General features: G+C 67.0%; 24 protein-coding genes. 8 read left to right on the forward strand and 16 right to left on the reverse strand.

All coding sequences use genetic code 11. The features are described 5' to 3' along the window. Positions 1–68: 68 nt before the first annotated feature. Complete coding sequence (locus ACFJGT_RS07035) at positions 69–1,307, reverse strand: aspartate kinase (RefSeq protein ID WP_377847259.1); 1,239 nt, start codon at positions 1,305–1,307, stop codon at positions 69–71. 133 nt (positions 1,308–1,440) lie between these two features. Here ACFJGT_RS07035 and ubiG point away from each other — a divergent pair, with 133 nt between their 5' ends. Next, positions 1,441–2,202, forward strand: coding sequence for a bifunctional 2-polyprenyl-6-hydroxyphenol methylase/3-demethylubiquinol 3-O-methyltransferase UbiG (ubiG, locus tag ACFJGT_RS07040; RefSeq protein WP_377847261.1), 762 nt, complete (start codon positions 1,441–1,443; stop codon positions 2,200–2,202). Here ubiG and ACFJGT_RS07045 read toward each other — a convergent pair. Then, entirely contained in the window at positions 2,199–2,642 is a 444-nt protein-coding gene (locus tag ACFJGT_RS07045; RefSeq protein ID WP_377847263.1) for a MarR family winged helix-turn-helix transcriptional regulator, read from the reverse strand. The genes ubiG and ACFJGT_RS07045 overlap by 4 nt on opposite strands. A gap of 86 nt (positions 2,643–2,728) precedes the next feature. On the opposite strand from ACFJGT_RS07045, the gene ACFJGT_RS07050 reads away from it, so the two are divergent. Further along, on the forward strand, positions 2,729–3,661 hold the full coding sequence (locus ACFJGT_RS07050; protein WP_377847265.1) for a PLP-dependent cysteine synthase family protein: 933 nt from the start codon (positions 2,729–2,731) through the stop codon (positions 3,659–3,661). A gap of 3 nt (positions 3,662–3,664) precedes the next feature. Here ACFJGT_RS07050 and ACFJGT_RS07055 read toward each other — a convergent pair whose 3' ends face one another. Beyond that, entirely contained in the window at positions 3,665–3,967 is a 303-nt protein-coding gene (locus tag ACFJGT_RS07055; RefSeq protein WP_377847266.1) for a GlsB/YeaQ/YmgE family stress response membrane protein, read from the reverse strand. Positions 3,968–4,167: 200 nt separating this feature from the next. On the opposite strand from ACFJGT_RS07055, the gene ccrA reads away from it, so the two are divergent. Beyond that, the gene (gene ccrA / locus ACFJGT_RS07060) at positions 4,168–5,439 is read left to right on the forward strand and encodes a crotonyl-CoA carboxylase/reductase (protein ID WP_377847268.1); all 1,272 of its coding nucleotides are present in this window, start codon (positions 4,168–4,170) and stop codon (positions 5,437–5,439) included. Between the two features lie 197 nt (positions 5,440–5,636). Here ccrA and ACFJGT_RS07065 read toward each other — a convergent pair whose 3' ends face one another. Continuing rightward, the gene (locus tag ACFJGT_RS07065) at positions 5,637–7,406 is read right to left on the reverse strand and encodes a methyl-accepting chemotaxis protein (RefSeq protein WP_377847271.1); all 1,770 of its coding nucleotides are present in this window, start codon (positions 7,404–7,406) and stop codon (positions 5,637–5,639) included. Here ACFJGT_RS07065 and ACFJGT_RS07070 point away from each other — a divergent pair. From ACFJGT_RS07070 to ACFJGT_RS07080, 3 genes are all read left to right on the forward strand, one after another. Further along, complete coding sequence (locus ACFJGT_RS07070; protein WP_377847273.1) at positions 7,396–8,055, forward strand: glutathione S-transferase family protein; 660 nt, start codon at positions 7,396–7,398, stop codon at positions 8,053–8,055. The two genes, ACFJGT_RS07065 and ACFJGT_RS07070, sit on opposite strands and share 11 nt — an antisense overlap. A 102-nt stretch (positions 8,056–8,157) precedes the next feature. Beyond that, positions 8,158–9,039, forward strand: coding sequence for a DMT family transporter (locus tag ACFJGT_RS07075; RefSeq protein ID WP_377847275.1), 882 nt, complete (start codon positions 8,158–8,160; stop codon positions 9,037–9,039). Positions 9,040–9,118: 79 nt separating this feature from the next. Continuing rightward, entirely contained in the window at positions 9,119–10,795 is a 1,677-nt protein-coding gene (locus ACFJGT_RS07080) for an acyl-CoA dehydrogenase family protein (protein ID WP_377847277.1), read from the forward strand. A gap of 9 nt (positions 10,796–10,804) precedes the next feature. Here the strand turns inward: ACFJGT_RS07080 and ACFJGT_RS07085 are convergent, their stop codons facing one another. Next, positions 10,805–11,371 carry a cytochrome b gene (locus ACFJGT_RS07085; RefSeq protein ID WP_377847279.1) on the reverse strand — a complete coding sequence of 189 codons (567 nt, stop codon included), beginning with the start codon at positions 11,369–11,371 and terminating at the stop codon, positions 10,805–10,807. A 230-nt stretch (positions 11,372–11,601) separates the two neighbouring features. Here ACFJGT_RS07085 and ACFJGT_RS07090 point away from each other — a divergent pair, with 230 nt between their 5' ends. Continuing rightward, positions 11,602–12,339, forward strand: coding sequence for an SIMPL domain-containing protein (locus ACFJGT_RS07090; RefSeq protein WP_377847281.1), 738 nt, complete (start codon positions 11,602–11,604; stop codon positions 12,337–12,339). A 9-nt stretch (positions 12,340–12,348) separates the two neighbouring features. Here ACFJGT_RS07090 and ACFJGT_RS07095 read toward each other — a convergent pair whose 3' ends face one another. The 4 genes from ACFJGT_RS07095 to ACFJGT_RS07110 all read right to left on the reverse strand — a co-directional run bounded on the left by ACFJGT_RS07095 (position 12,349) and on the right by ACFJGT_RS07110 (position 18,371). Further along, positions 12,349–13,254: a hypothetical protein gene (locus tag ACFJGT_RS07095; protein WP_377847283.1), complete on the reverse strand. Its 906-nt coding sequence runs from the start codon at positions 13,252–13,254 to the stop codon at positions 12,349–12,351. Continuing rightward, complete coding sequence (locus tag ACFJGT_RS07100) at positions 13,251–14,291, reverse strand: hypothetical protein (RefSeq protein WP_377847285.1); 1,041 nt, start codon at positions 14,289–14,291, stop codon at positions 13,251–13,253. Before ACFJGT_RS07100 ends, ACFJGT_RS07095 begins: the two co-directional genes overlap by 4 nt. A 50-nt stretch (positions 14,292–14,341) precedes the next feature. Continuing rightward, positions 14,342–16,285 carry a putative bifunctional diguanylate cyclase/phosphodiesterase gene (locus tag ACFJGT_RS07105; protein ID WP_377847287.1) on the reverse strand — a complete coding sequence of 648 codons (1,944 nt, stop codon included), beginning with the start codon at positions 16,283–16,285 and terminating at the stop codon, positions 14,342–14,344. 130 nt (positions 16,286–16,415) lie between these two features. Next, a complete protein-coding gene (locus ACFJGT_RS07110; RefSeq protein WP_377847289.1) occupies positions 16,416–18,371 on the reverse strand; it encodes a bifunctional 2',3'-cyclic-nucleotide 2'-phosphodiesterase/3'-nucleotidase in 1,956 nt (651 codons plus the stop codon). Between the two features lie 113 nt (positions 18,372–18,484). Here ACFJGT_RS07110 and ACFJGT_RS07115 point away from each other — a divergent pair, with 113 nt between their 5' ends. Next, on the forward strand, positions 18,485–19,111 hold the full coding sequence (locus tag ACFJGT_RS07115; protein WP_377847292.1) for a glutathione S-transferase family protein: 627 nt from the start codon (positions 18,485–18,487) through the stop codon (positions 19,109–19,111). Positions 19,112–19,210: 99 nt separating this feature from the next. On the opposite strand, the gene ACFJGT_RS07120 is transcribed toward ACFJGT_RS07115, so the two are convergent. From ACFJGT_RS07120 to ACFJGT_RS07150, 7 genes are all read right to left on the reverse strand, one after another. Next, positions 19,211–20,068 (reverse strand): MaoC family dehydratase N-terminal domain-containing protein, encoded by an 858-nt coding sequence (locus tag ACFJGT_RS07120; RefSeq protein ID WP_377847294.1) that lies wholly within the window; start codon positions 20,066–20,068, stop codon positions 19,211–19,213. Then, positions 20,065–21,210, reverse strand: a complete 1,146-nt coding sequence (locus ACFJGT_RS07125) for a CaiB/BaiF CoA transferase family protein (protein ID WP_377847296.1) — start codon at positions 21,208–21,210, stop codon at positions 20,065–20,067. The genes ACFJGT_RS07120 and ACFJGT_RS07125 overlap by 4 nt, the downstream gene beginning before the upstream one ends. A gap of 210 nt (positions 21,211–21,420) precedes the next feature. Further along, positions 21,421–22,545 (reverse strand): zinc-dependent alcohol dehydrogenase family protein, encoded by a 1,125-nt coding sequence (locus ACFJGT_RS07130; RefSeq protein WP_377847298.1) that lies wholly within the window; start codon positions 22,543–22,545, stop codon positions 21,421–21,423. Between the two features lie 77 nt (positions 22,546–22,622). Next, positions 22,623–23,360 (reverse strand): ABC transporter ATP-binding protein, encoded by a 738-nt coding sequence (locus ACFJGT_RS07135; protein ID WP_377847300.1) that lies wholly within the window; start codon positions 23,358–23,360, stop codon positions 22,623–22,625. A gap of 11 nt (positions 23,361–23,371) precedes the next feature. After that, the gene (locus ACFJGT_RS07140) at positions 23,372–24,115 is read right to left on the reverse strand and encodes an ABC transporter ATP-binding protein (RefSeq protein WP_377847302.1); all 744 of its coding nucleotides are present in this window, start codon (positions 24,113–24,115) and stop codon (positions 23,372–23,374) included. Beyond that, positions 24,112–25,107 (reverse strand): branched-chain amino acid ABC transporter permease, encoded by a 996-nt coding sequence (locus tag ACFJGT_RS07145; protein ID WP_377847304.1) that lies wholly within the window; start codon positions 25,105–25,107, stop codon positions 24,112–24,114. The genes ACFJGT_RS07140 and ACFJGT_RS07145 overlap by 4 nt, the downstream gene beginning before the upstream one ends. Continuing rightward, positions 25,104–25,982: a branched-chain amino acid ABC transporter permease gene (locus tag ACFJGT_RS07150; protein WP_377847307.1), complete on the reverse strand. Its 879-nt coding sequence runs from the start codon at positions 25,980–25,982 to the stop codon at positions 25,104–25,106. The genes ACFJGT_RS07145 and ACFJGT_RS07150 overlap by 4 nt, the downstream gene beginning before the upstream one ends. Positions 25,983–26,117 lie beyond the last annotated feature (135 nt).

The following is a 26,117-nucleotide window of genomic DNA, read 5'->3' on the forward strand; positions in this document are numbered from 1 at the left end:
CAAGATGAAGGCGATCTTTTCCGCATGGCGGCAAAGATCAAGGCTCCATCATGCCGCAGCCGGCCTTCTCAGGCCGCGTCGAGCCCGTAAAGCGAGTGCAGCGTGCGCACCGCGAGCTCGGTATAGGCCGAGTCGATCAGCACCGAGAACTTGATCTCGGAGGTGGTGATCGCGCGGATGTTGATGCCCTTCTCGGCCAGAGCCCGGAAGGCGCGCGCCGCGACGCCCGCATGCGAGCGCATGCCGACGCCGATCGCCGAGATCTTCACCACGTCGGTCGCGCCCTGGATCTCCTGGTAGGAGATCGTGTCGTGCTTGCTCTCGAGCAGCGTGCGGGCGCGCTCGTAATCGGCGGTCGGCACCGTGAAGGTGATGTCGGTCGTCGCCTGATCGTCCGAGACGACCTGAATGATCATGTCGACATTGATATTGGCATCGGCGAGCGGGCCGAAGATCGCCGCGGCGACGCCGGGCTTGTCGGCCACGCGGCGGAGGGTGATCTGGGCTTCGTCCCGGGAGAAGGCGATGCCGGTGACGATCTGCTGTTCCACGATGTCGTCCTCGTCGCAGATGAGGGTGCCAGGATTGGGGTTTTCGGGGTCGTCGAAGGAGGAGCGCACATAGGTCGGCACGCGCTGGGTCATGGCGATCTCGACCGAGCGCACCTGCAGCACCTTGGAGCCGAGCGAGGCCATTTCGAGCATTTCCTCGAAGGAGACCTTGTCCATGCGCCGGGCCTTGGGCACCACGCGCGGGTCGGTGGTGTAGACGCCGTCGACATCGGTGTAGATGTCGCAGCGATCGGCCTTGAGGCCGGCGGCGAGCGCGACCGCGCTGGTGTCCGAGCCGCCGCGGCCGAGCGTGACGATGCGGTGCGTGCGCGGGTTCATGCCCTGGAAGCCGGAGCAGACCGCGATCTCGCGGTTGCGGTCGAAACCCGCCAGGATGCCGGCGCCGTCGACGCTTTCGATCCGGGCCGAGCCATGCGCGTCCGAGCCGTAGAGCGGGATCTGCCAGCCCTGCCAGGAGCGCGCGGGCATGCCCATCTCCTGGAGGACGATCGCCATCAGGCCGGAGGTGACCTGTTCGCCCGAGGCGACGACGGTGTCGTACTCGGCCTGGTCGAACATCGGCGCCGCTTCCTTGCACCAGCCGACGAGCTCGTTGGTCTTGCCCGACATCGCGGAGACCACGACCGCGACCTCGTGGCCGGCGTCGAACTCGCGTTTGACGTGGCGCGCCGCGTTCTTGATCCGCTCGACAGTGGCGACAGAGGTGCCGCCGAATTTCATCACCAGACGGGCCATGACGGTCTTTTCGATAGCTGTCCCGGCCGGAGCCGGGTCGAAAGGTCGCCCTCGCGCTTGCAGCGGGGCGGGTGTAGATGACGGGCGACAGGCGCGGTGTCAATGCGGCATCGCATAAGCGAAGGACCGGTTCATGGCGGCTGCGACCCAGCGCACAGGCTCGACGATCGACCCGTCCGAGGTCGCCCGCTTCGATGCGATCGCCCGCGACTGGTGGGATCCGAAAGGCCCCATGGCCGTCCTGCACAAGTTCAATCCGGTCCGGCTCGCCTTCGTCCGCGACGAGGCCTGCGCCCATTTCGGGCGCGATCCGAAACGGATGCGCGCCCTCGACGGCCTGAGCCTGGTCGATATCGGCTGCGGCGGCGGCGTGCTCTCCGAGCCGCTTTCAAGGCTGGGCGCGGAGGTCACGGGCCTCGATCCGGCGCCGACCAACATCGCTGTCGCACGCGCCCATGCCGAGAAGAGCGGCCTTGCAATCGATTATCGCGAGGAGACGATCGAGGCGGTCGTGGAATCCGGCAAGCGCTTCGACATCGTGCTCGCGATGGAGGTCGTCGAGCATGTCGCCGATGTCGAGGCGTTCATCGCGGCCTGCTGCGCCGCGGTGAAGCCGGACGGGCTCCTGGTGATGGCGACACTCAACCGCACGCTGAAATCCTATGCGCTCGCCATCGTCGGCGCCGAGTATGTCCTGCGCTGGCTGCCGAAGGGCACGCATGACTGGGAGAAATTCGTGACGCCGGCCGAGCTCGGCGGCGCCATCGAAGGCAACGGCTTCACGATCGGCACGCAGACGGGTGTGGTCTTCAACCCGCTGACCGGCCGTTGGAGCGCCGCGCGCGACATGGATGTGAACTACATGCTCGCCGCCAGCCGCGGGGGCCGGGCCTAGCCTGCACCTTTCGACACGGCGAGCGAGGCGTTCGCCGCCAGAAGCTGCTGCAGAAGATCGGCCGGTAAGACCTCGGCCACCCGGTTTTGTGCGTCCTGCCAGGCAGGAAGCGCCGCCTGCAGTCGCCGGACCCCGCTTTCGGTCAGCCAGACGGCGCGGCGGCGCAGGTCCTTCTCGACCGTCGCGATCTCGATCAGCGCGTCGCGTTCGAGCGCCCGCAAGTTCCGTGACAGCGTCGAGGGGTCGAGACCGGCCCGCTCGGCAAGCGCGGCCATGCGGTCATCCTCGTTCGTGGCGATCACTGCAAGGAGGCCGAGCTGCGCGACGCTCAGCCCGCTCGCCTGCAAGGCCTCGTCATAGACCTGGGTCACCCGCCGCGCCGCTTGCCGGACGGTCAAGCCTACGCAGCTGGCCGCGAGCCTGCGCACCTCTTCCCGCAATCCGCTTGTCTCTTTCATGGCGAATCGGAATTTACATGTAGATGCAATGATTGCATATGCATCTAAATTCCTTCCGAGGATCCGCCATGCCCATCGACATTCTGAGCCGCATCGGCGGCACCACGCTTCTGCCGCTGCGCCGCGTCGTGCCGGCGAACGGCGCGCGCATCCTGCTGAAGATCGAGAGCGAGAACCCGACCGGCAGCATGAAGGACCGCATGGCCCTTGCGATGATCGAGGCGGCCGAGCGCGATGGGCGGCTCAAGCCGGGCGGCAATGTCGTCGAATATACCGGCGGCAGCACCGGCGTTTCGCTCGCGCAGGTCTGCGCGGTGAAGGGCTATCGCCTGCATATCGTCACGTCGGACGCCTTCGCCCGCGAGAAGCTCACCCATATGCGTCTGCTTGGTGCGGAGCTGACGATAATCCCCTCAGAATCCGGCCGCATGACCGAGAAGCTGACGAAGGACATGATCGAGGCCGCCCGCGTCATCGCGTCCGAGATGGGCGCCTTCTGGACCGACCAGATGCGCAACACGGACCAGCTCGCGGCCTATGACCGGCTGGCGGACGAGATCTGGGAGCAGACCGGCGGCCGCATCGACGCCTTCGTGCAGAGCGTCGGCACGGCGGCATCGCTGCGGGGGACCGGGGAGGCACTGCTCCGGCGCGATCCGAAGATCGCCTTGATGGCGGTCGAGCCGGCCGAATCCGCCGTGCTCTCCGGCGGCCCGACGGGTGCGCACAAGATCGACGGCGTCGGGGCTGGCTATGTCGTGCCGCTCTGGCGGCCCGACCTCGTCGATGCGATCGAGCCGGTTTCGACGGCCGAAGCGACGGCGATGGCGCTGCGCCTGGCGCGGGAAGAGGGACTGTTCGCGGGGACTTCGACCGGCGGCAATATCACGGCGGCTCTGCGCCTGGCCGATCGCCTCGGCCCCGGCGCGACCATCGTCACGCTGATGTGCGATACAGGGATGAAATACCTCAACAGCTTCGCCGCCGCGCCCGCGAAATGATGCTTACGGCCGGATGACGGCCATCCCGATCAGCAGCAGCAGGCCGGAGCCCGTCGCGATCGCGGCGCGCAGGATCTCGGCCGGAAAGCGCGTCGGGATGCCGTAGCGGTGCCAGAGCCAGGCGCCGGCGAAGGCACCGACAAGCACGATGCCGGCGTTGAACATCACGCCGAAACCGCCGTCGTCGAGCAGCAGGTCGGCGAGCCAGCCGATCAAAAGGGCGCTGAGCCAGATCATCACCATGATGATGATCGCGGACAGCAGGGGCATATCGGGCAGGCCGACGATCTTCAGCAGACCGGGCATCGTTCCTCCTCGGTGCCGCAAGGAAAGCCAGCATCGCGGAAAACGATGAAGAAAGCGCAAGCGCCGGAAAGAAAGTGTTTTGCGCTGCGGCGTGATTCCTTAGGTTAATGGCGCAGCGCAGCATATGGTGCATGATCGGCGTCCCATACCGCCGACAAGCTCCGGGCTGGGCAACGACGGAAGAGAGCAGGGAGACGACCATGTCGAAGTCGCAGGCCGCCGTGAAGCCGCTCAAGGATCTCTACGAGCTCGATGAACTGCCGCCGCTCGGTCACGTCCCTGAGAAGATGTATGCCTGGGCGATCCGGCGCGAGCGCCATGGCGCGCCGCAGGACTCGTTCCAGGTCGAGGTCCTGCCGACCTGGTCGATCGGCGAGGAGGAGGTCCTGCTCCTCGTGATGGCCGGCGGCGTCAACTACAACGGCATCTGGGCCGGCCTCGGCCAGCCGATCTCGCCCTTCGACGTTCATAAGGCGCCCTTCCATGTCGCCGGCTCCGATGCCTCGGGCATCGTCTGGGCCGTGGGCTCCAAGGTGAAGCGCTGGAAGGTCGGCGATGAGGTCATCGTCCACTGCAACCAGGATGACGGCGACGACGAGGAGTGCAACGGCGGCGACCCGATGTTCTCGTCGACCCAGCGCATCTGGGGCTACGAGACGCCGGACGGCTCCTTCGCCCAGTTCTGCCGCGTGCAGTCGCGCCAGCTCATGCACAAGCCGAAGCACCTCGCCTGGGAGGAGGCCGCCTGCTACACGCTGACGCTGGCCACCGCCTACCGCATGCTGTTCGGCCATGCCCCCCACACCATCAAGCCCGGCGACAACGTGCTGGTCTGGGGCGCCTCGGGCGGCCTCGGGGTATTCGGCGTCCAGCTCTGCGCGGCCTCCGGCGCCAACGCCATCGGCGTGATCTCCGACGAGACCAAGCGCGACTATGTTCTCGGCCTCGGCGCCAAAGGCGTGATCAACCGCAAGGATTTCAACTGCTGGGGCCAGATGCCCAAGGTCAACTCGCCCGAATACAACGAGTGGACCAAGGAGGCCCGCAAGTTCGGCAAGGCGATCTGGGACATCACCGGCAAGAAGGATGTCGACATCGTCTTCGAGCATCCGGGCGAGGCCACCTTCCCGGTCTCCTGCCTCGTCGCCAAGCGCGGCGGCATGGTGGTGTTCTGCGCGGGCACCTCGGGCTTCAACATCACCTTCGACGCCCGCTATGTCTGGATGCGGCAGAAGCGTGTGCAGGGCTCGCATTTCGCCCATCTCAAGCAGGCCAGCGCCGCCAACCAGTTCGTCATCGACCGCCGCATCGACCCCTGCATGTCCGAGGTCTTCCCCTGGGACAAGATCCCGCTCGCCCATCACAAGATGTGGAAGAACGAGCACGCGCCGGGCAACATGTCGGTGCTGGTCTACGCGCCGCGCACGGGCCTCCGGACTTATGAGGATGTCGCCGAGGCTCTGGCGGGCTGAGGCCTGCTCCATTTTCTCGGAAACGCGCCGTCATCCCGGACAAGCCGCGAAGCGGCGCCGATCCGGGATCCATCATAGGGCACCGCGCTTTACGATGGATCCCGGGGCAAGCCCGGGATGACGGCGCGTTTCTGCGTAAAATCCGATGCCGGACACGGCGCTGAATCACTGCCTTGCGTGCGGCAGCACCTGCTCGCTCAGGCGGCTCGCTCGCGCGCGTTCACCGCTTCCATGCGATGCAGGAAGGCGTCGACCGACGTGGTCAGGGAGCCCGCCACTTGGGCCATGATCTCGGCCGCCTGCCGGGCCTTCTCGATCTCGGTCTTGGTCTCGCCGACGGCGCCGTAGGCCTGCTCGACGCGCTCGGTCGCCTGCCGGCTGTGGTCCGCGGCGGAGTCGATATTGCTCGACATGGCGGCGGTCGCGGCCCGCTGCTCCTCGACGGCGGAAACGATGGCATGCGTGACGTCGTGGACGTCGAGCACGGCCTGGCGGATCGCCTCGATCGACCGCGTCACATTGGTGGCCGAGGCGCCGATCGCGCCGATCTTGGTGATGATCTCGTTGCTCGCGGCCGTGGTCTGTGCGGCCAGGCCCTTGACCTCGGCGGCGACGACGGAGAAGCCGCGCCCGGCCTCCCCGGCGCGGGCCGCCTCGATCGTCGCGTTCAGGGCGAGCAGGTTGGTTCGTCCGGCGATCGCCTGGATCATCTCGACGATGCCGGCGATGCCCTGCATCACGCTTGAGAGCTGGGCGATGTCGCTCATGGCGGTCGCGCTGATCGAAACGGTATCGCTGATCACAGTCCCGGCACGATAGGTCCGCTCGCCGATCAGGGTGATCGCGTCGTTGAGATGGCCGGTACTCGCGGCGATGGCGTCGATCTCGCCGGTGGCGCTCGCAGCGGCGTTGCGTGCGGCCCCGGCCTGGCTGGCGGTCGTTGCCGCCGTCACGGAGAGCGAGGCAGCGCTGGCGGCGATGCCCTGGGTCTCACGTCCGACGACATCCTGGAAACCCGCCATCGATTGGCGGAAGGCGGCCACGATCTCCATCAGTTCGTGATGCCGGCGGCTTGTCTCGTCGCGCTCGGCGAGCGCGCTATGCTGGAGCTGGGCGCGCTCCCGGCTGCTCTCGGTCGCGGCGTTGCGGCCGCGCACCGCCTCCGCCAGCGTCTTGCCATAGGCCGTGACGTGGCGGGTCATGAAGACGAGATAGAGCGCGAGCAGCACCGCTGCCGTTGCCGCGATCTCGAGGGAATGCTGGGCGAAGGCCAGAACGCATGTCACGCCGAGCGTGAGGCCGTAAGTCAGGGCTGCGCGCGGCACGACGACGAAGCGCGTCATGCCGCTGGCGATCATGCCGGTGATGACGAGGCCGATCGCGATGTTCTCCCGCGGATCGAGGGTCGCGCCCGCGACCCAGGGCAGGGCGCCCCAGATCAGCCCGAGTATCGGCGCGCGCAGATGCACGATCCGCATCGGCCAGGGCGAGCGCTCGTACAAGCGGCTGCGCCAGGCGGCAATGTCGAGGCCCATCGACAGCGAATAGGCCAGCGTCATCCCAACCCAGCCGACCAGAACAGGCGCGCGATCGGGCCGCCACAGCAGGGCTGCCACGGCAACCACCGCCGCAAAGTTCAGGATCGCGGAGGCGAGCGCGTTTTGCGCGAAGGTGACGAAGCCTTCGTGCTCGCTGTTCAGCAGCTCTGCGCTGGCGGTGGGAGAAGGGTGAGAAGCGTGCGGCATCGTGAGGTTTTTTCGATCAAACGCGACATTGCGCGCGGTGCGTTGAGGATTGGTTGACGATGCGGAAGGGCGAGAGACGGTTTTTGTTAAGGATTGCGGCGGGCCGTCTTGTTCCGCTGCTGGAGGCGCGCGGATCGGGATGATAACCGATTGCAATATGCAATCGGTTTGCGTATGCAGGGAGCAGCCCAGACTCGCGCAGGAGGAGCCCGTGTCGCTCACGCTCTACGCTCACCCGTTTTCGTCCTATTGTCAGAAGGTCATCGTGGCGCTCTATGAGAACGCGACGCCCTTCGCCTATCGCCGGCTTGGCCTGGACGATCCCGAAGCCGGCGCCGACTTGGCCAGGCTCTGGCCGATGAAGAAGATGCCAGTGCTCGTCGATGGCGAGACGCCCGTCTTCGAATCGAGCGTCATCATCGAGCATCTCGACCTGTTTCATCCGGGGGCGGCCCGACTGGTGCCGGCCGACGCCAAGCAGGCGCTGGCGGTGCGGATGATGGACCGCGTCTTCGACAACTACGTGATGACGCCGATGCAGGCGATCGTCTTCGATCATCTGCGTCCGGCCGACGACCGCGACCCCTTTGGCGTTACCAGAGCGCGCGGGCAGCTGGATGACGCCTATCGCTGGCTCGACGGTGCCCTCGCCGGGCGGCAATGGGCCTGCGGCGATGCCTTCGGCCTCGCCGATTGCGCGGCCGCGCCGTCCCTGTTCTATGCCGACTGGGTCCACGAAATCGACGAGGCCTTCGTCAACCTGCGCGCCTATCGGGCTCGCCTGTTGGCGCGGCCGTCCTTCGCGCGCGCCGTCGAGGAGGCGAGACCCTTCCGCGAGCTGTTCCCGCCGGGAGCGCCGGATCGCGATTGAACCCCGCATCGACGATGGGAGCATGGGCAAGGCGCGTTGGCGCTCTGTCTGTGGCCGTCGATCGGCGTTAGAGACGGCAGGGTCCAGCGGTTCCGGGTTCCGATGTCCTCGCCTCTCATCCTGCGCGCGATACCGCTCATCTTCACCTTGCTCTGGTCCTCGGGCTGGGTGGTCGCGGGTTATTCGGCCCGCTACGCCGATGCGCTGACCTTCTTGGTCGTACGCTTCGCCTGTGCGGCGCTCATCGTTTCCTTGCTGGCGTTGGCGACGGGCGCGCCCTGGCCGCGCGGCTGGCGCGCGCTGCGCAATGCCGCGATCTCCGGCATCCTGCTGCATGGCATCTATCTCGGCGGCGTCTGGTGGGCGGTGCGCCATGGCCTGCCGGCCGGTATTTCCGGCCTCATCGCCGGCCTGCAGCCGGTCCTGACGGCACTCTTCGCACCGGCCCTTCTGGGGGAGCGCATTTCTCCGATCCGTTGGCTCGGCATCCTCTGCGGCTTCATCGGCATCGCGCTGGTGCTGGAGCCGCAACTCGCGGGCGTTCAGCCGGCCGCGCTCTGGGGCGTCCTCGGCCCGATCCTGATCAACGTGATCGGCATGTTCTCGGTGACCTTCGGCTCGTTCTATCAGAAGACGCATCTCTCCACCGGCGATCTGCGGACGGTGACGGCGATCCAGTATGTCGCGGCCTGCCTCGTCGTCCTGCCCTTCGCCTATGCCTTCGAGCCGATGCGGATCGAGTGGAACCTGACCATGTGGCTGGTCCTCGCCTGGTCGGCCGTCGTGCTCTCGCTGGGAGGCATCGGGCTTTACTTCTACATGCTCCGGCGCGGCGAGGTCTCGCGCATCGTCACCTTCCTCTATCTCGTCCCGGCCCTCGTTGCGGTCGAGGCATGGCTGCTCTTCGGGGAGACGCTGACCCCGCTCCAGATCGGCGGCATGGCCGTGACGATCCTCGGCGTCGTGCTCGCCAGCCGGAAATAGGCTTCTCCCCAAAAAGGAGGGTTTCGGTTTCCCGCGATCTCCCCTTATGCTGCGTCGCAACAAAGGGAGGGTCGAAGAAATGTCTGCCAATACGGCCGCAAAGGCTGAGAATCGCACGAATGCGATCGAATTGATCGCAGCGGCGCTCCCGGGTTTCGAGACCCTGTTCCAGGAGGCCGTTGCCGCAGTGCGGCAGAAGGTTCTGGTCGACGGCCGGATCTCCTCGGCACGGCTGGAGGCCGAGCAGCACGCCGCCCACGGCCTGTCCTGGCTCGCGACCTATGTCACGGCTCTCCGCGAGCTCAAGGCCTATGGCGAGCGCCTCGAGGCCGAAGGCCGCTACGGCGCCGTCGAGGACTATGCGCTCCGCATCGGCGCCGGCGAATATGCCGCCCAGATCTTCGGCGGCATCCCGATGAGCCAGGGCGAGATTCTCCGCCTGCCGGCGCTCGGCCTGTCGCAGAAGGCGGTCGCCGCTGCCTGCTCGGATGCTGCCGAGGCCCTGATCGCCGAGGGCAACACCCCGGAGAACCGCGCCCGCTTCGTCGCGCTGTTCAGCCAGGACCAGGGCGCCGCCAGCATCGGCGATACCGGCCTCGACGAGACGCTGGAGGCGATCCGCTCGGAAATGCGCCGCTTCTGCGCCGCCGAGGTCACGCCGCATGCCCATGAATGGCACCTGGAGAACGAATACATCCCGATGCCGGTCGTCGAGAAGATGGCCGAGCTCGGCGTCTTCGGCCTGACCATCCCCGAGGAATTCGGCGGCATGGGGCTGTCGAAGGTCTCGATGTGCGTGGTCTCGGAGGAGCTCTCGCGCGGCTATATCGGCGTCGGCTCGCTCGGCACCCGCTCGGAGATCGCGGCCGAGCTGATCCTCTGCGGCGGCACGCCCGAGCAGAAGGAGCATTGGCTGCCGAAGATCGCCTCGGGCGAGGTTCTGCCGACTGCCGTCTTCACCGAGCCCAATACCGGCTCCGACCTCGCCTCGCTGCGCACCAAGGCGGTGAAGGAGGGCGATGTCTGGAAGGTCCACGGCAACAAGACCTGGATCACCCACCCCGTCCGCGCCGACATCATGACGCTGCTGGTGCGCACCGACCCGTCCGAGCCCGGCTACAAAGGTCTCTCTATGCTGATCGCGGAGAAGCCGCGCGGCAGCGATGCCGATCCCTTCCCGGTCGAAGGGCTCACTGGCGGCGAGATCGAGGTGCTCGGCTATCGCGGCATGAAGGAATACGAGCTCGCCTTCGACGGCTTCGAGGTCAAGGCTGAAAACCTGCTCGGCGGCGTGCCCGGCCAGGGCTTCAAGCAGCTGATGCAAACCTTCGAGGCGGCCCGCATCCAGACGGCGGCCCGCGCCATCGGCGTCGCGCAATCGGCCTTCGATCTCGGTTTGCGCTATGCGCAGGAAAGAATCCAGTTCGGCAAGCCGCTGATCGCCTTCCCGCGCGTCGCCGACAAGCTCGCTATGATGGCGGCCGAGATCCTGATCGCCCGCCAGCTCACCTATTTCGCCGCCCGCGAGAAAGATGCCGACCGGCGCTGTGACCTCGAGGCCGGCATGGCCAAGCTGCTCGGCGCCCGCGTCGCCTGGGCGGCGGCCGACAACGCCCTGCAGATCCATGGCGGCAACGGCTTCGCGCTGGAATATCCGGTGAGCCGCGTGCTCTGCGACGCCCGCATCCTCAACATCTTCGAGGGCGCGGCCGAGATCCAGGCGCAGGTGATCGCGCGCCGGCTGGTGGAAGAATAGCCAGGGGCCTTAGAGCGAGGCCCGGGACGAATCCGGCAACATGCGCCGCAAGACACCGTCCTTGCGGATGAAATGGTGCCAGCATGCGGCGACGGCGTGGAGGCACGCGAGCGCGATCAGCGCATAGGCGGCCCATTCGTGCCAGGTGCGGATCGGGCGCGTCACGGCGCGCGGCTCCGCCGCCTGGAGTTGCGGCAAGGCGAACAGGCCGAAATCCAGGCCTTGTCCGCGCCTGACCGCATAGACCAGCCCGAGGACGGGCACGATCAGCATGGCGAGGTAGAGCGCGGCATGGCCTGCCCGTGCCGTGAGAGCGAGGAGCGCCGGCCCTTCCTCCGGAGGCGGCGCCCGGTGCGTCAGGCGCCATCCGAAGCGAGCGAACAGAAGGAGCAGGATCGCCGTGCCGATGACCTTGTGGGTCTCGACAAGCGCATGATCCCAGCTTTTGGGAAAGAGATCGACGGTGAGGCCGAGAGCGAAGGCAACCACGATGAGCGCGGCCATGCTCCAGTGAAGCGATCGGGAGACCGCGTCATAGGCGGCGGGAACGATCGGGCGGATCGGAGATGGGGTCATTGGGGCGTCCAAAGATTAGATTTATTCTAATCTAAGAGGTGCGAGCGCCGTGCGAAAGTTAAATCTCCGTCACGATTGATTCTTGCGGGACATAGCCAGTTGCGAGGAGGAGGTGATCCGGGTCAGCAGGGGAGCTCGCCCTGATCGCCCCCGCACCGTGATAATTTCGACATCATCGGGCGCTTTGGCATCGTTACGGCCGTTCGGCCGCGGAATTTTCAGGAGTCACGATGTCTAACCTCTTTGTCCCCGCCTTGGCCGGAACCGCTCTGATCGCTGCCGCGATGTTGCCGGTTACGTCCGCCACGGCTCAGGAGGATGCCGGCCGGCGTCCCAGCCCGCGCATCAGCGTGACCGGGGAGGGCGAGGTGAATGTCGCGCCGGACATGGCGATCCTCAATCTCAGCGTCTTGCGCGAGGCGGATACGGCGCGCGCGGCGCTCACCGCCAATAACGAGGCGATGAAGCAGGTGCTGGCCGCGCTGAAGGAAGCCGGCGTCGCCGAGCGCGATCTCCAGACCTCGGGCCTGAGCATCCAGCCGCGCTATGCCCAGCCGGCCAAGGACCGCAGCGGCGAGCCGAAGATCGCGGGCTACAGCGTCAGCAACGCGCTGACCGTCCGGGTCCGCAATCTCGCGGACGCTGGCGGCATTCTCGACAAGGCGGTCGGGCTCGGCGTCAACCAGGGCGGCGGCATCGCCTTCGTCAAGGACGACATGAAGCCGACCCTGACCGAAGCGCGCAAGCGTGCGGTCGCCGATGCGGTGGCGCGCGCGAAGACCCTGGCCGAGGCGGCCGACGTCAAGCTCGGCAAGATCGTCTCGATCGAGGAGCAGTCCATCATGGCGCGCCCGATGCCCTATGGCGGCGCGGTGCGCATGGCTGCCAGCGATGCCGCCGTGCCTTTGGCCAGCGGCGAGAACAGCTATCGGACGCAGGTCAACGTGATCTTCGAGATCGCACTCTAAAACCGGAGTTCAAGCGCGCCCGGCCTGTTCCGGGCGCAGTTTTGCGACGGCCGCAACCGGCAGGCTGGTGATGACGACGCCGCAGAGCACCCAGAGGCCCGGAAGCAGCAGCTCCGCCGGCGGCAATTCCGCCAGCAGCAGATAGGCTGCGAAGGTGATCAGCGGCACGCGCAGGGTATCGGCGCTGCAGAGCTGCAGCGCCGAACCGTGGCGCGAGGCGTTGGCGAGCGCGGCCTGCGAGACGAAGCCGCCGACGATCAGCGCGAGCACGGCGCCACCGATCACGGCCAGTTCCGGAAGGTCGAAGGCCAGCCGGTAGGGCTGCGATGGCGGCGACCATTGTTCCGGCACGAAGAACCAGAGCAGCAGATAGAGCGGCAGCTGGATCGCGTGCATAAGCAGCACGATGGACAAGGTGCTGCGCTGGGCCGCGAGCCGCGCCAGCATCAGATTGGTGGTCGTCAGGATCGCGACGGCACCGATGGCGATGGCGATGTCGTGGTTGGGGACTGCGTCCAGCCTGAACACGAGCAGCCCGATCCCGGTCGCGAGCACGGCGAGGCCGAGCGCAGGCCCGATGCCGGGCCGGCGGCGCAGCACCAGGAACAGCAGCACGGCCGCGAAGAGCGGGCCTGAGAACTCGATGGTGGTGACGAGCGCCAGCGGCAGATGCGCCAGGCTCCAGATCAGCGCGAGCGAACCGACGAGATGCAGGACGCTGCGGACGACGTCCTCGCGCAGCTTGGGTGGCACGACGTTGCGGCGCTGCTCGGCTCCGCCCGCCCAGACGGCGGAGGCTGCGATGGCGAGGCTGCCGACCGAGCGCAGGAGCCCGATCTCGATGACGGTGAGATAGCCGGCGAGAAGGCGGATGGAGATGGCGATCGCGAGATAGGACGCCAGATAGGCGCTCATCCACCCGAGGAAGGCGGGAAACCTTCGGCCTGCCCCGTCCAGGGGATGCCCAGCAGCATGCGCTCCAGGATGGCCATCCGCATCGGCACGGACAGCTGGACCTGGCGGAAATAGCCTGCGTTCGGAAGGCTGTCGCATGAGGTGTCGAGCTCCGAGAAGCGCGGAAGAGGGTTGAGGATCAGCGTATCCGAACGGGCGTCGAGGACCTTGCGGGCAGTCAGGGTGAAGGGCTCGCTCTCTTTTTCCTTGTCGACCGCTTCGTTGCCAAGGGAGGCGTGGGCGAATTTGCTCATGTCCTGCATCTGGATGCTGAGCACGTCATGGTCGAGCGTATGGCGGATGTCGTGGACGAGCCCGACCTGCGTGCCGAGATCGGCGAGCACGGTCATCGCCTCGCGCATCGCCGGGTTGATCGGCGTATCCGGCAGGCAGCACAGCGTGAACCGCTTCGGCGGCGAAAGGCGCAGCATCTTCACGAAGGAGATCGCGAAGCGGGCCCGCGAATCGCTGGACAGGGCGATGCTGAGCGTCTCGATCGGGCCGCGCATCTGCCGGATCGCGAAGATGTCGACCAGCGCCTGGGTCGGATGCTCGTCGGCGCCGTTGCCGGCATTGATCACCGGCAGGTAGCTCAGCCGCCCGACGCGATAGGGCATGTCCTCCAGATGCGAGCGCACGATCAGCAGGTCGCTGTAGAGCTCGACCGTGTGGATATGGTCCTCGATCGACTCGCCGGTCGCGGTGCCCATGCGGCTGCGGTCGGTGTCATAGGCGTCGATCGATTGGTGGCCGAGCCGTGCGGCCGCGGTCTGGAAGCCAAGCCGGGTGCGTGTGCTGCGCTGGTCGAACAGGGTGGCGACCACCTTCGGCCGGCGGCGCGGGGCGGGCGGCTGCTCGGGCAGGGGCAGGCCGGCCTTTTCCAGCTCCTCCTCGTGCAGGTGCCGCTGGGCGCGTTCGATGATGTCGTCGAGATCGAAGCGCGACACGGCGTCGGCGCTCAGCAGATCCTTCCCGCTCGGATAGTTCGGGCGTTGCATCAGCAGCCTCTAGGCCTCCGGCTCGCGCGGTCGTCTGCGTCCGGGGCGTATCAGGCGACCTGACTGAAGCGGCCTGGCTTGCGCGAGCCGGAGCGCGAACGCGCCGACCCCATCCGCCCCGTGGGAACACGGTTGCCGATCATGGGCAGCAAATCATCCGCTGTCATCGGCCGGGCGAAAATATAGCCCTGAATGCCGTGGACGGCGTGCTTCTCGATGACGGTGAGCTGCTCCTGCGTCTCCACGCCCTCGACGATCAGGCGCAGCTTCAGATCGTGCGCGAGCTGGGCGATCGCGTTCATCAGCGAATCCGCCTTGCGCGAGGTGCCGATCTCCTGGGTGAAGGCCTGGTCGATCTTGATCGTGTCGATCGGCAGATGCGCGAGATAGCTGAGCGAGGAATAACCCGTGCCGAAATCGTCGAGTGCGATCCGCACGCCGAGCGCGCGCAGCGCGACGAGGCGGGAGACGACATGGTCGGCATCGTCGATCAGCGAGCTCTCGGTGATCTCGATCGTCAGGCGCTGGGGCTCGATGCCGCTCATCCTGAGCAGCGCCTCGACGACGCCGACGATATCGTGGCCGTGGTCGAACTGGCGGGCCGAGACATTGACGCTGACGCCGACGCTGCGCGGCCAGGATAGGGCGGCCCGGATCGCTTCGCCGAGAACCCAGGAGCCGAGCACGGTGATCAACCCGGTCCGCTCGGCGAGCGGGATGAAGACCGCCGGGCTGACCATGCCGCGCCGCGGATGGCGCCAGCGCAGCAGCGCTTCCGCCATCGTCGCGGTGCCGGAGCGCGGGTTGTAGATCGGTTGGAAATACAGCTCGAATTCGCCGCGGCGGATCGCGTCGCGCAGCTCCGTTTCGAGCGCCACGCCGTCTTCATGCTCGTTGCGGATGGCATCGGTGTACATGACGAAGCGATTCCTTCCGTCGAGCTTGGCCCGATAGAGCGCGATGTCGACGCATTTCAGGGATTCGTCGATCGAGCTGGCGCAGCCGGCGGGCGCGATGCCCATGCTGGCGGTCGCGGTGACGTGGCGCCCGCCGATGACGCGCTGGCTGGCGAGCATCATGACGAGGCGGGCGGCGAGCGCGCTCGCGCCCTCGGCATCGCGCGATGTCGCGACCATGAACTCGTCGCCGCCGGTGCGCGCGGCGATGTCGCCGACGCCGAGCTCGGCGATCAGCGTCTCGCTGAAGCCCTGCAGCAGCGCGTCGCCGATATCGTGGCCGAGGCTGTCATTGATGCTCTTGAAACGGTCGATATCGATCGAGATCAGGGTCACCGGGCGGCCGGAAGCGGCCATCTGCCGGATCTCGCGCATGAAGCCGCGGCGGTTATAGAGGCTGGTGATCGTGTCGTTGACGGCCAGATGCTCCAGCTCGCGCATCGTGCGCAGGCGGGCGAGGAAGATCTTGTGGATCACCTGGGCGCTCGAGAAGGTCAGGACGGTGGTGAGCAGGACCGAGAGCCCGATCACCAGATAGGCGGGGTCGCGCGTCCAGAGCAGGGCGAGCGTGAACGGCGTCGCCGCCGCCAGAACCTGTACGCGGGTGATCACCGGCCGTGAGCTGTTGCGCCCGGAAATGCCGGCGAGGTAGCCGATCGTCTGCGCGATCGCCAGCGCCGCGACGGGCTCGTAAGTGTAGCGCAGGATGGCATAGCAGCCGAAGCCCGAGATCAGGCAGGCGGTCGACCAGGCGCCGGCCATGGCCAGGTTTTCCAGCGTGCCGATCTGACCTTCCGTGGCCGTGGCGAGGTGGATGCCCTTGTAATAGCGATGCGACAGGTAGCGGAACACGCCGATCGCGACCATAACCGCCGCCATGGCGTGAAACACGATGTCGCCGCCCGTCAGCAGCGCGCTCGCCGCCATCACCGCCGCGACCGTGACGGTGCCGATGAAGATCGTTCCGGGCGTGGCATAGAGCGCTGCCACCAGCTCCGATTTCATCGCGATGTCGTTCTCGTGAACGTCGACGATCATCAGGCGTCCCGTCGCTCTATCTGCTTTTCGTTCGGCGTAGCAGCTATTCTCGCTAAAAATCTATTAAAGAACTGTATGTCGCTTCGGCGGTTTCGCCGACAAATTATAAATTGAGGCCTATATCGCGCGATCAGCCGCGCAGCCGGTACTTGGCGAAACCTTCCGGCCCGTCTCCGGCCGGCTCCGCCTTCAGCCCTGCGGGCAATTTGCCGGCCGCGGCGGGCGAGGTCAGAAAGGTCACGTCGACGCCGGCTGGCACTGGCGCGAGGGACCAGTTGCCGTCGGCCTTCGGGTCGATGGCCTTCTTGCCGAGGATATGACGCACGATGACGTCGCGGTTGAGATCGGGTGCTTCGAGCACCACCGTCGTCTTCGTGCCCGGGAAATTGCCGCCGCCCCCAGCGCGGTAGTTGTTGGTGACGATGAGGAATTCGGCCTTGTCTTCGATCGGCTCACCGGCAAAGGCGAGGTCGAGGATGCGGTGCGCATCCCGGGCGACGAGCTTGCCGTCCGTGTCGTAGCGCGAGGCTTGCGTGACGTCGATCCGATAGGTCACGCCGTCGATCACGTCGAAATTGAAGGCGGGGAAGGCGGGGTTGATCAGCGGCTGCTCGCCGCTCTTGGCCGGGTCGATGCGGTTGAAGATACCGGCGGCGCGCTCCAGCCATTCCCTTACGTCAGCGCCGCTGACTTTCACGACCTGCACCGTATTCGGATAGAGATAGATGTCGGCGATGTTCTTGAGTGCCAGCGGGCCGGCGGGAATGTCGGTGTAGAACGAGGGGCCGGCGCGCCCACCCGATTTGAACGGGGCCGCCGCCGAAAGGATCGGCAGGTTTTTCCAGCGCGTCTGCGCCATCAGGGGCTTGGCATAGGCGATCTGCGCCTCGGCCACGATCTGGACGGAAGGATCGTCCGCCACCAGCGCGAAATAGGAATTGATCGGCGCGGCGGTGCTGCCGACAGGCTCGCGCATATAGGTGAGCGTTGCCTCGTGGTCGGCCTTGACGGCGGCCAGAACCGCGGGCTCCACGGCGGCTTTCGGCACGATCTTGCGATCCGGCGTGCGCTCATAGATCGGCTTCGCCTCGACCTTGAAATCGGCGATCCTCCAGCGCTCGCCGCGCTTCTCCAGTTCGAGGTCGACGATGCCGAGATGCGAGCCCCAGAAACCGGGCTGGCAGGCCGGCTTGCCGTTGAGCGATCCCTTGACGTTGTCGACCCCGGCAATGCCGTCGAAGGATTTGCCGCCCGGAAAGACGAGGTGCTGGTGGCCTGTGAGGATGACGTCGATGCCCTCGACTTTCGACAGATGCAGCGCCGCGTTCTCCTCCATGCCGCGCCGCTGCCCGCCTGCGATCCCCGAATGGCAGAGCGCGATAACGAGGTCGGGCTGGGCGTCGATCAGGTCCGGCATATGCTTTTCGGCCGCATCGACGATGTCGGTCGCGACGATCTTGCCGTCGAGATGGCCCTTGTCCCATTGCATGATCTGCGGCGGCACGAAGCCGATCACGCCGATCTGCAGCACATGCCGGTTGCCGGCCTCGTCCTCGAAGCTCTGCTCGAACAGGCGCCAGGCATCGACGAGAGGCCCGCCGCCGACGCGCTCGACATTGGCGCAGACCATCGGGAATTCCGCCTTGGCGAGGCCGTGGTCGAGGAAATCCAGCCCGTAGTTGAACTCGTGATTGCCGAGCGTGCCGCACAGATAGGGCAGGGCGTTCATCGCGGCGAGCATCGGATGCGTCTCGCCGGCCTTCAGGCCCTTCTTGTAGGCGATATAGTCGCCGAGCGAGGAGCCTTGCAGGAAATCGCCATTGTCGAAGAGCAGGCTGTTCTTCGCGTCGGCCTGGGCGGCCTTGATCAGGCTCGCGGTCTTGGCGAGGCCGACCGTGTCGTCCGGGCCGTCGCGGAAATAGTCGTAGGGCACGACATTGACATGGAGATCGGTGGTCTCCAGCACGCGCAGCTTGAGCTTCGCGGGGGCCTGTGCGGCGGCCGTCCCCGGCAGGACGGCACAGGCGGCGACCGCGGCCCCGGCCTTGAGCGTCTCGCGGCGGTTGAGACGATGATCCCTTGCCATGTCCGGCTCCCACTATGCTTGCCGGGACAGGACGTTAGCATTGCGGCGCGGCCGTGACACCGGGAAGATCGCCGGCTCGCCGCCTGTTGGGAAGATGGTGAACGGAGCAAGCGATGATCCTGATCGGCCAATATGACTCGCCCTTCGTCCGCCGCGTCGGCATCACGCTCGCGCTCTACGGCGTGTCGTTCGAGCATCGGCCCTGGTCCGTCTTCGCCGATGGCGAGAAGGTCAGGGCCTTCAACCCGCTGATGCGGGTGCCGACCCTGGTGCTCGACGATGGCGAGGTGCTCATCGACAGCGCCGGCATGATCGACGCGCTCGACGATCTCGCCGGGCCGGAGCTTGCGCTGTGCCCGCGCAGCGGTCCGGTGCGGCGCCAGACCCTCTCCGTCGTCGCGCTCGCGATGGGCGCGGCGGAGAAGGCGGTCAGCCTGTTCTACGAACTGCGCCTGCACGAGCAGGTCTCGGCGGTCTGGGCGGAGCGCTGCCGCGGCCAGATCCTGTCGGCGCTCGCCGCGCTCGACCGCGACCGGGCCGGCCGCACGACGCCCTATTGGTTCGGCGAGACGCTGGGCCATGCCGATATCGCGGTGGCGGTGGCGCTGCGCTTCATCACCGAGGCGCATCCGGGGCTGATCGACGCTGCTGCCATACCGGCGCTCGCGGCTCATGCCGCCGGGCTGGAAGCGTTGCCGGTCTTCGGCGAGATATCCCAGCCCTTCGTCGCGCCAGCCTGAGGCCTTGAGCCGATGATCGAGCCCGACATTTGTCATTCCGGGGCGCGCCGCAGGCGCGAACCCGGAACCACAAAGGGCGGCGGAAAATCAGCAGGAAGATCAATCAGCCGGGCGGTGAACGCCTTCCATGCGCACGCGCCCGTCGACGCCTTCGGTCCAGCCCCGGATGCTGCCATCGGCCTGCCGCTTCGCTTTGACCCGGAAGACATCGCCGGCGATGAGCGGGCTCAGGCCCCGATAGTCGAGCCGGACCGGCGCGCCGTCGGTCAGTGTCGCCAGAATATTGGCGATCAGCGTCGCCTGGATCGGCCCGTGCACGACGAGCCCGGCATAGCCCTCCGTGCCCGTCGCATAGGGGAAATCATAGTGGATGCGGTGGCCGTTGAAGGTCAGCGCCGAGTAGCGGAACAGCAGCAGCGGGCTGCCTTCGACCTCCCAGATGAGATCGGCTGGCTCGCCCTCGGCGGCCGGCCCTGGCGCTCCGGCTGGCGACACGCCGGGCTGTGCCGCCTCGCGATAGACGATGTCGTGCCGCTCGCGCAGTGCGATGCCGCGCTCGGTCGCATAGTCATGATGGACCGCGACGAAGCAGAGCGGACCGCTGCGCCCGTCCTTGTAGGTGATATCGCCGATGCGCGAATGCCGGGTGACGCGGTCGCCTTCGCGCAGCGGCGCCAGCGTCTCGATCCGCCCGCCGGCCCACATCCGCCGGGGCAGCGGCACAGGCGGCAGGAACTCGCCTTTGGCGGCGTGGCCGTCGGGCCCGCAGGCTTCGATATCCGAGATCGGCGGCGCAAGGCACCAATGCAGCGCCAAGGGCGCCTCGCCCGAACCATGAGGCGCGAGATGGCGGCCGAAGGTGGCGGCGAAGCTCTGCACGAGGCGCGGCGTGACAATGTCCTGCGCCTCTTCGGTCCTGCCCGCCCAGGTTGCGAGCTTGGCGATGTCGATGCTCATGATGGGCTTTCCTCGGTCGGATGGGCGAATTCGGCGCGCAAAGCTGCGTCGTGCTGACCGAGCGCGGGCACCGGCCGCATCGCGACGCGTTGGCCATCGACGACGACCGAAGGTGCCAGCACCTCGACCGGGCCGTTCGGCGTCGGGACGGGCAGGGCGGTCGCCGCCGGATGGTCGATCAGCCCCCCGACAGTCGAGACCGTGCCATAGGCGATGGCATGCCGGTCGAGTGCGGTGGCGATATCCGCGAATCGCCGTCGGCCTAGCAGCGCCTGCACAGCGCCATCGAGCACGGCGCGCTCCTTGACCCGCAGCACATTCGAGACGAAGCGCGGATCACCGGCCAGCTCCGGGCTTTCAAGCACGTCGCGGGCGAAGATTTGCCATTCCCGCTCGCTCTGGATCGAGACCAGCACCTCGCCATCGAGTAGCGAGAACACGCCGTAAGGCGCGATCGAGGGATGGGCGAGCCCGACGCGTGCCGGCTCGATGCCGCCATAGCGGCGCGTGAGATAGGGCACGTTCATCAACTCGGCGAGCGTGTCGAACAGCGAGAGCGCAATCGCCGAGCCCTCACCGGTGCGTGCCCGCCTCAGCAGCGCTTCGAGGATCGCGGCATAGGCCGCCTGCCCGGTCGCGATATCGGCGATCGAGACGCCGATGCGCGAAGGGCCGGATTCGGCCGTGCCGGTGATGGCGGAGAGGCCCGATTCCGCCTGGATCAGCAGGTCATAGGCCTTGCGTCGCTCATGCGGCGTGCCCGGCGCATAGCCGGAGATGTCGCAGGTGATGAGGCGCGGATGGCGCTGCCGGAGCGTCGCGCTGCCGAGCCCGAGTCGGCCGGCAGCGCCGGGCGCGAGGTTCTGGATGAAGATGTCGGCCGACGCGATCATCGCCTCGACCAGCGCGAGATCATCAGGCTGCCGCAGGTCGACCCGGCAGGATTCCTTGCCCCGGTTGATCCAGACGAAATAGGAGGACTGCCCCTTGGCGAAGCCGTCATAGCCGCGGGCGAAATCGCCCTCTGGCCGCTCGAGCTTGATGACGCGCGCGCCCGCATCGGCAAGCTTGCAACTCGCGACCGGCGCGGCCACCGCCTGCTCCAGCGCGACCACGACGATACCTTCCAGCGCATTCGACATCGGCATTCCCTCAGTAGTCGGGAGAGGAGGAGCGCCCCGCAGCGGCCGTGTCAAACGCGGGCGGCGGGTTAGCGCGGGCGGCTCTTTCGGCAGGTCGGCATGCGGCATCGCGAAGCGACGCGCAGCTTGAATCAACATCTCATGAGCGGGCGTCATGTCCTTGGCGTAGCAAGGAAACAGCCGCTTGTTTCAGGCCTGCTGCGTCCCGCATCACATCCTGACGATGTGCCGGATCGTGCGGCCTTCGTTGAGCGCGTCGAAACCTTCGTTGATCTCGTCGAGGCTGCCCGAACTGGTCCAGAGCTTGTTGACCGGCAGCCGCCCGCGCTGGTAAAGCTCGATGAAGCGCGGGATGTCGCGCGAGGGCACGCAGGAGCCGACATAGGAGCCCTTCAGCGTGCGCTCTTCGGCGACGAGCCTCACTGGCGAGAGCGACAGCGTATGGGCGGGGTTGGCGAGGCCGGCCGTCGTCGTCGTGCCGCCGCGCCTTGTGATCTGGTAGGCGAGATCGAGCGCCCTGACCGAGCCGGCCATCTCCAGCCCGTGATCGACGCCGCCCTTGGTCGCGGCGCGAATGGCTTCGACCGCATCGGGCGTGTCGGCCTTGAAGGCGTCGGTCGCGCCGAGCGCCAGCGCCAGATCGAGCTTGTCCTGCGCGAGATCGACGGCGACGACGCGCGACGCGCCGCAGGCGATGGCGCCGAGCAGGGCCGAGAGCCCGACGCCCCCGAGCCCGACCACCGCGACGGTCTCGCCGGCCTTGATCCGTGCCGTGTTCACGGCAGCACCGACGCCGGTGAGCACGGCGCAGCCGAACAGGGCGGCGATCTCATGCGGGATATCGGCCTCGATTTTGACCAGCGAATGGCGCGAGATCACCGCATGCTCGGCGAAGGCGGAGACGCCGATATGGTGATGGACCGGCTGGCCGGCGACCGAGAGCCTGCGCCCGCCGCCAAGCATCTCGCCGCGCCCGTTGGCGGCGTTGCCGGGTTCGCAGAGCGCTGGGCGCCCCTCCGCGCAGGGCGCGCAATGCCCGCAGGATGGCACGAACACCATCACGACCCGGTCGCCGGGCTTCAGATCGTCGACGCCTTGGCCGGTCTCGACCACCTCGCCGGCAGCCTCATGGCCGAGCACCATCGGCACCGGGCGCGGGCGGTTGCCGTCGATCACCGAGAGATCGGAATGGCACAACCCCGCTGCCCGGATCTTGACCAGGACCTCGTCGCGGCCGGGCGGTGCGAGGTCGAGCTCCTCGATCCGCAGCGGGCGGCTCTGCGCATAGGGCGCCGCAACCGGGCTGGCGTTCAGGACGGCGGCGCGAATCTTCATGGGCAGGCTCCGGTCTCGGTATCCGCCGCCATCCCGACAGGAGAGGGCGCCGCTGTCAAAGCCTGACGCCTGCGCCGTCAGGCCGCGTCGGTCAGCGTGCCCCCGAGGAAGAGCTGGCCGATACGCGGATCGGCAAGGATTTCCGCTGCCGGCCCCTGCATGCGGGTGCGGCCGAGTTCGAGCACCAGCCCTTCGTCGGAGATCTCCAGCGCCGAGCGGGCGTTCTGCTCGACCATCAGGATCGAGACGCCCTTGGCGCGCAGGTCTTTCAGGATGCCGAAGGTCTCCTGCACCATCAGCGGCGAGAGGCCGATCGAGGACTCGTCGATCAGCACCAGCTTGGGATCGAGCAGCAGGCCGCGCACGATCTCGAGCTGCTTCTGCTCGCCGCCGGAGAGCGTCGAAGCCTGCTGGTCTGCCTTGCGCCTAAGGGCCGGGAAACGGTCGAGCGCCGCCTCCAAACGTTGCGGCATGTCGGTGATCCCCAAGCCGGCGGCGACCGTGCCGAGCTCGATATTGTGGCGCACCGAGAGCTCCGGGAAGATGTTGCGCCCCTGCGGGACATAGCAGATGCCGGCTTCGAGCAGCTTGCGCTGGCTCCAGCCGGTGATGTCCCGCCCATCGAAGCGTATGCGGCCCTCGCGCAGCTTGAGCAGGCCGAAGATCGCCTTGAACACGGTCGACTTGCCCGCGCCGTTCGGGCCGATCACCGTCGTGATCGCGCCGCGCTTCACCGCGAAGGAGGTGCCGTTCAGGATGGTCATGGCGCCATAGCCGCCGACCACGCCGTCGAGTTCGAGGATGGGGGTGCTCATCACCGTGCTCCTCAGTGACCCAGATAGGCTTCGATCACGGCCGGGTTGGCGCGGACCTCGGCCGGCGTGCCCTCGGCCAGAACCTTGCCCTCCGCCAGCACGATCACGCGCGTGCAGAGCGACATCACGAAATCCATGTTGTGCTCGATCACGACGAAGGTCGCGCCCTGCTTGGCGTTGATGGCGCGCAGCCGCTCCTTGAGATCGCCGAGCATGGTCAGGTTCACGCCGCCGGCCGGCTCGTCGAGCAGCACGAGGCGCGGGCCGGCCATGAAGGCCATCGCGGCGTCGAGCAGCTTCTGCTGGCCATAGGAGAGGCCGCCGGCCTTGGCATCCGCGAGATGGCCGAGCTTGAAGAAGCCGATCATCTGCTCGGCCTTCTCGGAGAGCCCGGCATCGCGCGCGCCGAACAGGCGCCCGAGCATCGAGCCCTGATGCTCCTGCCCGGCGAGGATCAGGTTCTCGCGCACTGAGAGTTCCGGGAAGACCTGCAGGAGCTGGAAGGTCCGGCTGACGCCGAGCCGGTTGAGCGCGGACGGGCGCATATTGGTGACGTCCCGGCCGTCGAGCTTCACCGCGCCTTGCGTCGGTTCGAGCTGGCCGAGGATGCAGTTGAACAGGGTCGACTTGCCGCAGCCATTCGGCCCGATGATGCCGAGGATCTCGCCTTCGTTGACCGAAAAGGAGACGCCGTTCACGGCCTTGATGCCGCCGAAGGCCTTGTGCAGATCGTGGACTTCAAGGACCGGGCTCATCGCGCGCCTCCGGTCTTGCGTCGGAGCGCGTTCCAGCCGTGCTCGATCAGGCCGCAGACGCCTTGCGGGCAGATGACGAGCAGGGCGAGTACGATCGTCGCGAAGATGATGAGGTAGAGCGAGCCGGCGAAGCGCAGCCATTCCGGCAGCACGACGCCGAGCAGCGCACCGACGAAGGGACCGAAGAGATACCCGGCCCCGCCCGCGACCACCATCAGGAGCAGGAAGAGGCTCTGCGACAGCGAGAAGGGCGAGGGGTCGATGAACTCGACCAGCGGCGCATAGAGCGAACCGGCAAAGCCGCCATAGGCCGAGCCGATGGCGAAGGCGAGCAGCGTGTAGGCGCGGGTGTCGATGCCGAGGCTCGCGGCGCGGACCGGGTTCTCGCGCAGCGCCGTGAACGCACGGCCCCAGGGCGAGCGGATCAGCCACCACAGCTTGAGCGACAGGATCAGCGTGACGACGACGACGAAGCGGTGGAATTCCAGCGCGCCGAACAGCTTGATGCCAAAAAAGTCCGGCCGGTTGATGTTGGAGATGCCGAAGACGCCGCCGGTCAGCCATTGCTCGTTACGGAGCACCAGCCAGATCAGCGTCGAGAAGGCGAGGGTGACGAAGGCGAGGTAATGCGTGCGGACACGCAAAGCCGGGAAGCCGAGCAGCAGGCCGACCGCGAAGGTCAGCAGCCCCGAAAGCGCGAAGGCGGCATACCAGCTCACCCCGTATTTCGTGGTCAGGATCGCGGTCGCATAGGCGCCGAGCCCCATGAAGGCGGCCTGCGCCAGCGATGTCTGGCCGGCATAGCCGAGTGTGAGGTTCAGCCCCATCACCCCGATGCTCATGACGAGCCAGAGCGAGAGCACATAGGTGCCGTAGCGGCCCATCCCGACCGGTGCGAACCAGAGGATGATGGCGCCGAGGATGAGCCCGATCAGCGCGGCATCGATGCGGCGGGCCGGGGCTGCGGAATTCTGGACGGCAGGGGCGCTCATACGCGGCGCTCCTCCTTGCGGCCCATCAGCCCTTCCGGCTTGGCCAGGATGATGGCGACGAGCAGCACCAGCGGCACGGCGAGCCGGTATTGTGTCGAGATGTAAGCGGCGGCCAGTGAATCGGCGACGCCGATCAGGATGCCGCCGACCAGCGCGCCGCGCACCTGGTTGAAGCCGCCGACGATGGCCGCGATGAAGGCGAAGAGGCCGATGGTCTCGCCGTTCGAGAACTTCGCCAGATAGATCGGCGAGATCAGGAGCGAGGCGACGACGGCAAGGCCGGCATTGAGCAGGAAGGTCAGCAGCACCATTCGCTCGACAGGAATGCCGAGGATGCGCGCGACGGTCGGGTTCTGCGCCGTCGCCTGCATCTGCCGGCCGAGCCTCGTGCCGCCGACGAACCATTGCAGCAGGCCGATCGCGGCGAAGGCGACGACGATGATCGCGAGATGCTGCAGCGAGATCGACGCGCCCAGCAGGTTGACCATGTCGGTCGGCACCAGCGAGGGAAAGCTCTGCGCCTCCGCCGAGAAGCCGTCCTTGGCGCCTTCCTTCATCACGATCGACAGCGCCATGGTGGCGATGGCGAGCGGCAGCACGCCGTGCTTGATCATCGGATCGACCACCACGAGCTTGAAGCCCGCGCCGAAGATCAGCAGGAAGACGGCGATGCCGATGAGGCCGCCGGCCCAGAGCGGCAGGCCGAAGAGCTTGACCGCGAGCAGGATCAGCACGGCCGGCAGCATGACGAATTCGCCCTGGGCGAAATTGATCGTCTGCGAGGTCTGCCAGACCAGCGTGAAGCCGATCGCGGCGAGCGCGTAGATCGAGCCTGTGGCGATGCCGGCGATGAGGTAGGCGATGAATTCGGCCATGGCTTCCGCTTTGTGCCCAAACTCATGTCATCCCGGGCGACCGCAGGGAGACCCGGGATCCATGCCGGAACCTTTCCGAAGAAGGTTCAGGCATGGATCCCGGATCTTCACTGCGCTCCGTCCGGGATGACGTCG

This window comes from Allobosea sp. UC22_33 (assembly GCF_042700715.1).
In the GTDB taxonomy this organism is placed as follows: Bacteria; Pseudomonadota; Alphaproteobacteria; order Rhizobiales; family Beijerinckiaceae; genus Allobosea.